The organism is Candidatus Atribacteria bacterium (genome assembly GCA_011056645.1).
Classification (GTDB): domain Bacteria; phylum Atribacterota; class Phoenicimicrobiia; order Phoenicimicrobiales; family Phoenicimicrobiaceae; genus Sediminicultor; species Sediminicultor quartus.
Genome location: DSEL01000088.1, coordinates 16894 through 27650 on the forward strand (window position 1 = coordinate 16894; position 10757 = coordinate 27650).

Genomic DNA, 10757 nt, shown 5'->3' on the forward strand with positions numbered 1-10757 from the left:
GAATAAAACAAAATGAATCAATCTACCGGTATTGAATCTATTAAAATGAGAAAGGTAAAACAGATATTTTGTCAGGATAGTATCCCTGATATTCCCGGATATATTCACCAGGCATTTAAAAACTCTGATTTGCCAAATCGTATTAAGCCCGGGGATAAAATCGGCATAACTGTCGGCAGCAGGGGGATAACTAACCTTCAACCTATTGTTCAGCAAATCATCCATGAATTAAAAGCATTGAAAGCCAGACCGTATATTTTGGCAGCTATGGGTAGTCATGGCGGTGCAACCAGTCAGGGACAGAAAGAAATATTGGAGTCTTATGACATTACAGAAGAAAAAATGGGTGTTCCAATTTTGTCTTCAATGGATACAATCCAAATCGGAACCATAGAAAAGGAAATTCCTGTTTATTTCAGTCAGGAAGCAATGAACTTAAATGGAATCATTGCCTTAAATAGGGTAAAATTGCATACGGATTTCAAAAGCGAGATAATGGAAAGCGGTATGTCCAAAATACTGGTCATAGGCTTAGGGAAAAGGGATGGTGCCGAATCAATCCATTCTTTGGGTGTCTATGGATTAAAAAATATTATCCCGCAAGCAGCAAAGTTAATTATCGAGAAAGCGCCAATTATTCAAGGCATCGGTATTGTAGAGAATAGTTATGATGAAACAATGGAAGTTCAATTCAGTCCACCGGAGCATATTATTACCAATGACCTTCAATTACTGAGAAAATGTGCAGAAGTTTTCCCTTCTTTGCCATGCGAAAATATTGATGTATGCCTGGTACAAGAAATGGGTAAAAATATCAGTGGTACCGGATTGGATACCAATATTATCGGAAGGTTAGATATTAATGGAGAAAGCGAAGTAGGTAAGCCAAGAATAAATAAATTGGTTGTTTTTGATATTACTGAACAATCTCATGGTAATGCATTGGGTGTTGGCCTCTCGGATATCACCACCAGAAAGCTGGTCAATAAAATTAATTTTATTACTACCTATGCAAATACCATCACCAGTACTTTTCTAAATCGTGCCAAGATACCGATTACTGCAGAGACAGAAAAAGAAGCTGTGGAAATAGCACTGAAAACCTGTTGGCAGCCGAATCGAAACAAAGTAAGACTGCTAATAATGAAAAATACACTCGATCTTGAGTATCTCTATGTTTCAGAAAGCATTTGGAATGATATCAAGAATAATAAAAATATCAAATCGTGTGGAAATTGGGAACAACTATCTTTTACGGATGAGGGAGAAATGAAAATTAGAATTTGAGAAAAAAGAACACTAACAACACCAATAGGGTCTATAATTAAAAATATTCTAAATCAATCAGGACAGTCAACGATTTTTGTTCCTAATATAAAAATAGAAAGGAGGAATCAAAGAATGGCTATAAAAAAGACCCGTTTAGATTTCATAAAAATGAAAAAAGAAGGAGAACAGGTAGCCTGGGTAACTGCTTATGATTTCCCTACAGCCTTTTTTGTGGAGCAAGCCGGTATGGATATGATCTTGGTCGGTGATTCACTGGGGATGGTCGTGTTGGGCTATCAAGGTACAGTCCCGGTTACCATGGAAGATTGTATCTCTCATTGCCAGGCAGTAAGGCGAGGAGCGCCCAATACTTTTTGTATCGGAGATATGCCCTTTATGTCTTATCAAATTTCCGATGAGGAAGCAGTCAGGAATGCCGGCCGTTTCTTAAAAGAAGCGGATATGGATGCCGTAAAATTAGAAGGAGGGAGGAGAGTGTATAGCAAGATAAAAGCGATAGCTGATGCCGGAATATTAGTTATGGGACACATCGGTCTAACCCCTCAGAGTTCAGGACAGTTAGGTGGGTTTAAAGCCCAGGGTAGAGATGCAGAAAGTGCCCGGGAACTCATCAAGGATGCCTTAGCCATCCAGGAAGCGGGTGGTTACGCCCTTCTCTTAGAGGCTGTTCCTCCGGAATTAACTGTCTTTATCACTAAAAAGCTATCTATTCCAGTCTACTCTATTGGAGCAGGGGGCCCCTGTGATGGGCAGGTATTAATCTGTGGAGATATGTTAGGTTTATTCCAAACCTTTACACCCAAATTTGTAAAAAAATATGCCAATCTTGCTGAGATAGAAACTGCTGCTTTTAAAGAATATATTAAGGATGTAAAGACCGGAGCCTTTCCTACTGAGGATAATGTCTATCATATTAAAAAGGGCGAAGAAGAATCCTTTGATAAGATGCTGAAAGAGTTTGAATAAGTTTATTAGATAAGGTGGAGTCAGCTACTCAGATTTAACTTACTTTCTTTAGGCTAATCTGATGAGAGTAAAGATGTTATATGGCGGCCAATTTGATTCCATAATCTAAACTACACCAAGGAAGACAAATGAATATTATTACCATTATTTTTATTGCATTTGGTTTGGCTATGGATGCCTTCGCTGTATCCATTACCAGCGGGTTTTCCATTAAATCGTTAAAATTGAATAATGCTTTAAAGATCGGAATATTTTTTGGATTATTCCAGGCAATAATGCCGGTCATCGGGTGGCTGGCAGGGCTAAGTTTTCGAGAAGTTATATCCCATGTTGATCATTGGATAGCCTTTGGCCTTCTTACTATAATAGGCTGTAAAATGATTTATGAATCATCCCAGATGGAGGCAAAAAACGACAAAATAAATCCACTGAATGTATATTTACTCTTGACCCTGTCAATTGCCACCAGTATCGATGCATTGGCAATTGGTCTAACCCTCTCATTCTTAAAGGTGTCCATTATTTTACCGGTGATAACCATTGGGTCCATCACCTTCTTTTTGTCAGTTATCGGGGTGTACATCGGTAATAAATTTAGGCATTATTTTGAAAGAAAAATTGAAATGGTTGGTGGTTTTATCTTAATTGGTATCGGAATAAAAATATTGATTGAACACCTGACTTAAAAAGCATTATTTTTATTTTTTTTAGCGAAAAAAAGAAGGATTTTTTAACCAGATAACGTATATATAATATACAGGTGTGAAATATTTCCAAAAGGATTTTCAAGAATTATTTAAAAAAGAAAGGCAATAAAAAAATGAATAGAGAAGATCATATGCAAAACCTTAAAATTCCCTTTTTATTATTAGGATTGTCTATCATTATAGCAGCGATAATATTTGGATTCTTTTTTTACCAGAGCAGGGTAACCCGGGACTATGTTGATGTTCTCGGGGCAGCTGCCGAACGCTTTGAGTCTGATATTGTCAAATGGAATATTACTATCGAAGAAAACACCAACCTCTCGAATGTAGGGGAAGGTTACCGTATAATTCAGGATAAAAGAGATCGTTTTGTAAAGATTTTAAGCAGTCAGGGAATCCCCGAAGAGGGGATCAATATAAACCCGATTTACACCCAGAACCGTTGGGAAGATGGAAAGATTGTTGGTTATACCCTTCGACAATCGCTTTTTATCATTTCAGAAGTCATTGAAAAAATAGAAAACCTGGCACTCAATCCCAACGAGCTGCTGGAAAATAATATCTTTTTCCAATCATCATCCTTAGAATATTTTTATTCTAAAATTGATCTCTTAAAAAAGGATCTGCTGACTAAGGCCACTCAAAATGCCAGGGAACGGGCTGAAAAAATATTACAGGATAGCCCCTATCATCCGGGACGTATGATTTCAGCCAAAGCAGGTGTTTTTCAAATCATCGAACCCTATTCCACTGAAGTAGAAAGTTACGGGATGTATAATACTTCTTCCCGGAAGAAAGATATTACCGTGACCGTCCATGCTCAATTTTTAATTCAGTAAAGTTATTGGGAAAATGTAAAAAATATAGAAGATGGGGATAGAACCCTATTTTTTAGAATATTACTCCCACCAAGAATAGTAATCTATATATATTAAAATGGCTGCCTACCCCTATTAATCTCGTTCTTAAATATTTAACTTTTAACAAATAAAATTTGTTAAAAGTTAAAAGTAAATTTTCTAAAAATAAATAGGTACACCTTTTAATTTAATAGTTACCGGAGGAAATAGCCATGAAGAAAAACTTCCGGCTTGGTATGCTTATCATTTATTCTTTTTTATTGTTAATACTTACTGTCTCTTTAGGGAAGGTTGTTATTGCTTCAGAGAAGGAATTGGTAAAACCATGGGCTAAGGTTTGGGAGGGTGAAATCACTATTCTTCGTACAGGAATCCAGGATTTTAAAGATGACAATAGTGATCAAGAAAAGTCAGAAAACAATTCTATCAAGCGGTCTCTTAATGAGGAGATCTGCATAAAAATTTGTGGTATGTCCGGAGATATGTACGTTAAGGAAGTCAGTCATAATCTTCTGGATAAATGCGAAGAAGAAAGTTTTCTTCAATTTGTTGAAGAGACGTGTGATTATCCTGAGGAAGCTACTAAAGAACATAATGCTTTATATATTCAAAAACATTTCGATAAAGAAACCAAATCACCGGGGAGTTCTACCCGTTCAAAATCTATAACTTCTGAAGAAATCTATCATGGCTGGGAGATGCCTTCGGAAAGGAAGAATACTTCGGTGAAACTGAACTTTTCAGATAGTGAACATTTTACCATTGGCGTGCAAAATTCAGTCTATATAGCGTTTTCTTCAGAATCAACTACCCGCTCTTTTTCGGTTTGTAGTGGTCATACTTCCATTTTTAAAAGTACTCGTCATACGGGTACTATTGGTCAGGAAGAGAAGCATTCCTACCAAGAGACAGGAGAGGGGGACAGTAAAAACGTTATCAGTGAAACCATATTTTCCCCTGAGGAAAGAAATCGTTCTTTTGGATGGGAGGGCTCCGTCACTGGAGATTCCTTTTCTGGAAGTAAAGAAATCGATTGGATCGACATACCACCTGAATTAGGTGGTTACAGTGAAACAACTGTGGCAAAATGGAATTTTACTACCAGAGATGTTTGTTCCGAAGTAGGTGATCGCCTATTAATGGAGCTGGCTTTTTGTGAAGCCTACCTTGATAAAGACCTTCAGGATTTTGCCAGCTCCATAAAGGAGTACGAGTCACTGGTGTATGATCAAGCTTATAAAATATTAACGGGTTCACCCGCACCGCGGAGTGACGGATCATCATCAAATTCTGATAGCGATGAGATGTGGGTTAATCCAGAAACCTGCCAGATGGAAAATGAAGATGAGTTTTTGGAAAGGGTTATGCAACAATGCTTACCCTATATTATTTTTGATTCAGTAAAGGCACACGAAAATACTCACCTGCAACAGTGTGAAAAATTTAATGAGGAAATGAATGCAGGTGATCCGCATATCAAGGGATTAATGGAAGCGACTGCCTATATTAACGGTGCTTATGTACTGTTGGACTGGCTGGAAGAAAATTGTCCGAATAGGGAAATAGAAAGTTTGAAAGAGCGTTTAGAAAAACTGGAAGAAGCAAAATTTCGCCGTTATGAATGAGAAAAAAATTGAGAATTCTTTAAGAAAGAAATAATGGGTAACAAATTAATTGAGGAGGGAAAAAATGTTTAAGAGAAGAAGTCTACTGATTTTCTTTCTGTTTATCCTGGGAATTCTTCTGTTAACCGGCTGTTTTCTCACCAAAACCTTCATGGTGACCTTTGATTCTCAGGGTGGTAGTGCGGTAGAATCACAAACTGTGAAGCTCGGTGGATTAGTCACCGAACCGGCCGTACCCACGAAGACAAACTACTCTTTCGGTGGTTGGTATAAAGAATCCGGGTGCATCAATGTCTGGGACTTTGATAGTGATATAGTAATAGATGATCTCACGCTTTATGCCAGGTGGGTGAGCAGCACCTATACCGTGACCTTTGACAAAAACGATAGCGCTGCCACGGGAACAATGACAGTTCAGACGATGGCCAGCGGTACTACTGCAAAATTAATTGCATGCGCCTTTACTAAAACCGGTTGGACCTTTGCCGGCTGGGCGACAACACCAGAGGGAACTGTTACCTATGCTGATGAAGCCAGTTATACTATTGGGACTGCCAGCGTAATACTCTATGCGAAGTGGGCTCCTCCCACTACTTATTCAATCCGCGATATAGGTCCGGCAGGTGGTCTGATTTTTTATGACAAAGGAAATTATTCCGGTGATCCAAGCTGGCGGTACCTGGAGGCTGCCCCCAGTGATCAAAGTACCGGCACTGTATGGGGGTGTTATGAAACCGAAATAACAGGTGCTGACGGCTCTCTGGTGGGTACCGGAAAACAAAATACCATGGATATTTTAGCAGAATGCACCACTGATGATATCGCCGCTGACCAATGCAGAGATTGCACTTTAGGAGGTTATAATGACTGGTTTTTACCTTCAAAAGATGAATTGTATTGGATACGCGCAAACCTGAAAGATGCCGGAGTTGGTAATTTTGAATCTAACTACTATTGGAGTTCATCTGAGTTTGATGTTAGCCTTGCCTGGGACCAATCCTTCGGCACCGGAACCTACTATCTCAGCAGTAAGAATATCAACTTACGGGTTCGGGCTGTCCGTGCTTTTTAACTATTTATTCGATCAGTTGAGCAAAGAATATATAAGAGGTTGATATGGGAAGGTAAATTGGGTCAACAGATCAAAGTTTTCTCAATTTTATTAACTGTTAGGGGCAAAACCAGTCCTGCCAATAATAATAAGCCTCCGGTAAATATGAAAACGGCTGGCAGACTGAAGGCTATCATTATAAATCCACCGGAAATAGGACCTAATACATTACCCAGGTAGGTAGTACTGTTAGCAAACCCAAAAACTTTTCCCCGATGTTCGGAAGGAGTTGAAAGTCCGATAATGGTATTGGCAATAGGAATGATGGCTCCATAAAAAAGACCCAAACCAACCCTCAATAAGATTAGCTGAGTAGTATTGGTAACGAAAGCATGAGACAAAAAGAAAAGACCTGTTCCCAAAAGACTGATGGTTAAAAGGAAATTACTCGGTTTTTTTTCAATTAACCTACCTACATTTATTGAAGAAAAAGCACTCATTAAACCGGTTATAGCAAACATTAATCCGGTAAAAGTAGAAACGATTTTTGGATTTGATACAATGGTTTCCATAAAGAAAGGAAAAATAGGGCCAATAATCTGGACCGAAAACTGCACTAAAAACAGTATAAAAAACATAACAAGTAATTGCCCATTATTAAAAAGTAAGGAAACTCTTTTTTTAAAGGAGACCGTCTGTTTCTTACTGGCTGAAGGTGAAAATTTTTCTTCTACCAAGAAAAAGATTAGCCATCCGGCGAGAAAGAGCAGGAAAGCGGTAATTCGAAAAGAATTTCGGAAACCTAAAGTATCAGCCGAAACACCCCCTAATAAAGGTCCCAAAAAATTACCTAAGAAAAATCCGGTCTGTAATAATCCCAGACTAAATCCCATCTTTTTTGAAGGGGAACTTGCAGAAACCAAGGCATTACAAGCGGCAATTGTACCGGTTAGAACACCCTGCATGATACGGATAAGCAATAATTGATAGACGTTAGTTGCTAAGGCCATCAAAAATACCGAGATAGCTCCTCCGAACATGGCTCTCTCTATCATTGGCTTCCGTCCTACACGATCCGCCAGAGAGCCCCAGAAGGGTGATACGATAATCATGGCCAGTGCCGGAGCCCCCATTAGCCAGCCTGACCAACGGGCTGCCTGTTCAATATTTATAATCCCTAATTCTTTTACATAAAAAGGTAGGAAGGGTATTACAAAAGTCATACCGGTAACCACGATCATTTCAGCGAAAAATATAACATAAAGATTTTTTTTCCAAGTTTCCATTTTATTCCTTTTAAATATTAAATAGAGTCTATCTAATGCAATATATACAAAACCCTCTAAAATGTAAAAGAGCTAACCTAAATCTTAAGGTAGTCATAATAGATTGCTTGAAACCAATATTACGCTATTAAAAAAAATATTTCAAGTGATGGGAGATCAGAAGGGAAAAGAAATCAAAAAAATTTAATTGATATTTCATAAAAAAGAGGATTCTTTATCGTGTTTACAGAATAAGACTTAGACCTTATAATTAGTTGGTAAGGAAGTTTTGCTCGAACGAGGGAGAATCAATAGAGAGGTATTATGTTATAAATGAAGCAATATAAAGATATTACTTCCAAAGAGAATTCGATATTTAAGTTAATCAAAGCCTTAAGTCAAAAGAAAATTCGTGAAAGTAAAGGATTATTTCTCATGGAAGGCACAAGGCTGCTTGAGGAAGCGGTAAGTACGGGAGTAAAAATAAAATATCTGATTGTTAAAGAAACCGTAGAAAATGTGCCAAAAATTAATCAAGATTGCCAGGTTCTAAGGTTGTCCCATAATTTATTTAAAGAAATTTCAGATACCGTTAGCTCTCAAGGAATAATAGCGGTAGCCGAGCAAAAAGAAATAACATTGACTGAGTTAATACTTGGTGAAGATGCTTTGCTTGTTGTCGTAAATGGTTTGCAGGATCCCGGAAACCTTGGAACCATTATACGAACCAGTGCTGCAGCAGGTGCCACGGCAGTATTGCTAACCAAGGGTACGGTAGATTTATTCAACCCAAAAGTGATCAGGTCTACCATGGGATCACTATTTCAGCTGCCGGTTGTAAATAGCCTTGACGATGAGGAAACGATTAATTGGTTAAACCATCATTCTATAAAAATTATCGTAGCAGATCTGGATAGTGAAAAATATTACTATTCTGTCAGCCTCAAAGAATCTTTCGCTTTGGTTATTGGGAACGAAAATAGAGGACCAAGCGACCTATGGAGAAAAGCAGCGGATAAGTTGATAAAAATTCCTATTTTGGGTTCCACTGAATCCCTAAATGCAGCAGTAGCTGCTGGAATCATTCTCTATGATGCAGTTCGTCAAAGATTGTGCAAATGATAGGATATCGCCGCTTTTATTGGTTATTGTGATAGAGAAAAAAAGTTATCGGGAAGAATATATCACTTTGTTGTTTTAATTTGCCAGGCATTCATGTTAAAATAAGTAAAAATTTTGCCTTATCGATAGGTTATCCGATTATAATTTTTAGAAAGAGGGACATATGATGAAAAAACAAAATAGTTCAAGAGGTATAAAAAGATATTGGTTTTTACCCAATTTATTTCAAGCCAGGAGTATATTCTTTTTAATGATTATATTCCTACTGGGTGTTACCTTTTCGATATACGCTGACCCTGTGGATGTCAGGGAAGCAATTGTGAAGGTGTATACGGTAAATAATTCTCCGGATTATTATAATCCCTGGAGCATGCGGGGACCCCAGGGTGTTTCCGGTTCAGGATGTATTATTGAGCATAATCTTATTCTGACCAATGCGCATGTGGTGAGTGATCATACTTTCTTGCAGGTCCGGAAATATGGAGACACCGAACGTTACCAGGCGCAAGTAATTGCTGTTTCACATTTAACTGACCTGGCTCTGCTAAAAGTAGAAGACCCTACTTTTTTTGCAGGAGAGCCGGCTTTATCGTTTGGTGAATTGCCCGAAACCCAACAGGAAGTTTTAGTCTATGGATTTCCCATGGGTGGTGATATGTTAAGTATTACCAAAGGTATTATTTCCCGAATTGAGCATCAGCCTTATGTCCATAGTTCTTCCTCCTTTTTAGCCGGTCAAATTGATGCAGCGATCAATCCGGGTAATAGCGGCGGTCCGGTTTTGGTTGATGGTAAGATTGTGGGTGTGGTAATGCAGGGTATTTCTTCTTCGCAGAATATCGGGTATATGGTTCCGGTTCCGGTTATTCGTCACTTTTTTGATGATTTGCAGGATGGTAATTATGACGGCTACCCCAGTCTGGGAGTAAGTCTGCAGGATATGGAAAATCCAGGTTTAAGAAAATATTATCAAATGGAAGAAGGACAGAGTGGTGTGCTGATCAATCAGATCATCCCCGGATCTCCGGCAGACGGAAATTTACAGACCGGTGATATTTTACTTTCTATCGGAGATTATAGTATTGGAAATGATGGCACAATAGAATTCCGCACTAATGAACGGACTCAATTGACTTACGTCATTCAGCAAAAGCAGATTGGAGAGAATATCCGGATGGAAATTTTAAGAGAAGGCAAAAAAATATCCCTCGATTTAAACCTATTCCGTTCTTTAAAAAAGGATCAACTTGTTCCCATGGAAGAATATGAAACATTGCCTTCTTATTATATCTATGGCGGCTTAATTCTTTGCCCTTTAACTAAAAATTTATTGGATATCTGGGGTGCTCAGTGGTATCAATCTGCGCCTAAAGAATTAATTTATCCTTTACTTAATAGTAATATTCCAGAAAGGGAAGGCCAACAAGTGGTGGTTTTACTGAAAGCCCTGGCCGCTAAGGTGAATCAAGGCTATCAAAACGTGAATAGCTGGGTGGTAGATAAAGTTAATGGGGAAAAAATATGGAATTTAAGGGAACTAATAGAAAAAGTTGAAAACAGCCTGGATCCTTATATTGTATTAGAAGATAAATGGGGTCAACAGATCGTGGTAGACCGGGTAGAGGCAGAGAATACAGAGCAAGAGATTCTGCAAACCTATCGGATTCCTTTTGATCGTTCGGAAGATTTAAGAAAATAAAAAATACTTTCTGTGATAAAATTACGCTCGGGATAGAACTCTATTATATATAGAATATAAGAATAGTTAAAGAGGAACTCTTTTCTAATCCAAATATGAGCCTGAAAGCAAGAGTCATGCTGCTACTATTTTATCAAATAATCTATCTCTGGCAAGCTGTACTTTTTGAGCC

9 protein-coding genes are annotated in these 10757 nt (G+C 38.2%); 8 read left to right on the top strand and 1 reads right to left on the bottom strand.

What is annotated here, in order from left to right; all coding sequences use genetic code 11:
* Window positions 1–12: 12 nt before the first annotated feature.
* The 6 genes from ENO17_03495 (at window position 13) to ENO17_03520 (ending at window position 6520) form a co-directional block, all read left to right on the top strand.
* Window positions 13–1287, top strand: coding sequence for a DUF2088 domain-containing protein (locus ENO17_03495; GenBank protein HER24099.1), 1275 nt, complete (start codon window positions 13–15; stop codon window positions 1285–1287).
* A gap of 114 nt (window positions 1288–1401) precedes the next feature.
* Complete coding sequence (gene panB, locus ENO17_03500; protein ID HER24100.1) at window positions 1402–2256, top strand: 3-methyl-2-oxobutanoate hydroxymethyltransferase; 855 nt, start codon at window positions 1402–1404, stop codon at window positions 2254–2256.
* 128 nt (window positions 2257–2384) lie between these two features.
* On the top strand, window positions 2385–2942 hold the full coding sequence (locus ENO17_03505; GenBank protein HER24101.1) for a manganese efflux pump: 558 nt from the start codon (window positions 2385–2387) through the stop codon (window positions 2940–2942).
* Between the two features lie 134 nt (window positions 2943–3076).
* Window positions 3077–3802, top strand: a complete 726-nt coding sequence (locus ENO17_03510) for a DUF541 domain-containing protein (protein HER24102.1) — start codon at window positions 3077–3079, stop codon at window positions 3800–3802.
* A gap of 233 nt (window positions 3803–4035) precedes the next feature.
* Window positions 4036–5448, top strand: coding sequence for a hypothetical protein (locus tag ENO17_03515; protein ID HER24103.1), 1413 nt, complete (start codon window positions 4036–4038; stop codon window positions 5446–5448).
* 64 nt (window positions 5449–5512) lie between these two features.
* Window positions 5513–6520: a DUF1566 domain-containing protein gene (locus tag ENO17_03520; GenBank protein HER24104.1), complete on the top strand. Its 1008-nt coding sequence runs from the start codon at window positions 5513–5515 to the stop codon at window positions 6518–6520.
* Between the two features lie 62 nt (window positions 6521–6582).
* On the opposite strand, the gene ENO17_03525 is transcribed toward ENO17_03520, so the two are convergent.
* Window positions 6583–7785, bottom strand: coding sequence for an MFS transporter (locus ENO17_03525; protein ID HER24105.1), 1203 nt, complete (start codon window positions 7783–7785; stop codon window positions 6583–6585).
* Window positions 7786–8097: 312 nt separating this feature from the next.
* Between ENO17_03525 and ENO17_03530 the strand changes: the two genes are divergently transcribed.
* Together ENO17_03530 and ENO17_03535 are read left to right on the top strand one after the other, a co-directional pair.
* On the top strand, window positions 8098–8886 hold the full coding sequence (locus tag ENO17_03530; GenBank protein HER24106.1) for an RNA methyltransferase: 789 nt from the start codon (window positions 8098–8100) through the stop codon (window positions 8884–8886).
* Between the two features lie 163 nt (window positions 8887–9049).
* Window positions 9050–10585, top strand: a complete 1536-nt coding sequence (locus ENO17_03535) for a serine protease (protein HER24107.1) — start codon at window positions 9050–9052, stop codon at window positions 10583–10585.
* The last annotated feature ends 172 nt before the right edge of the window (window positions 10586–10757 follow it).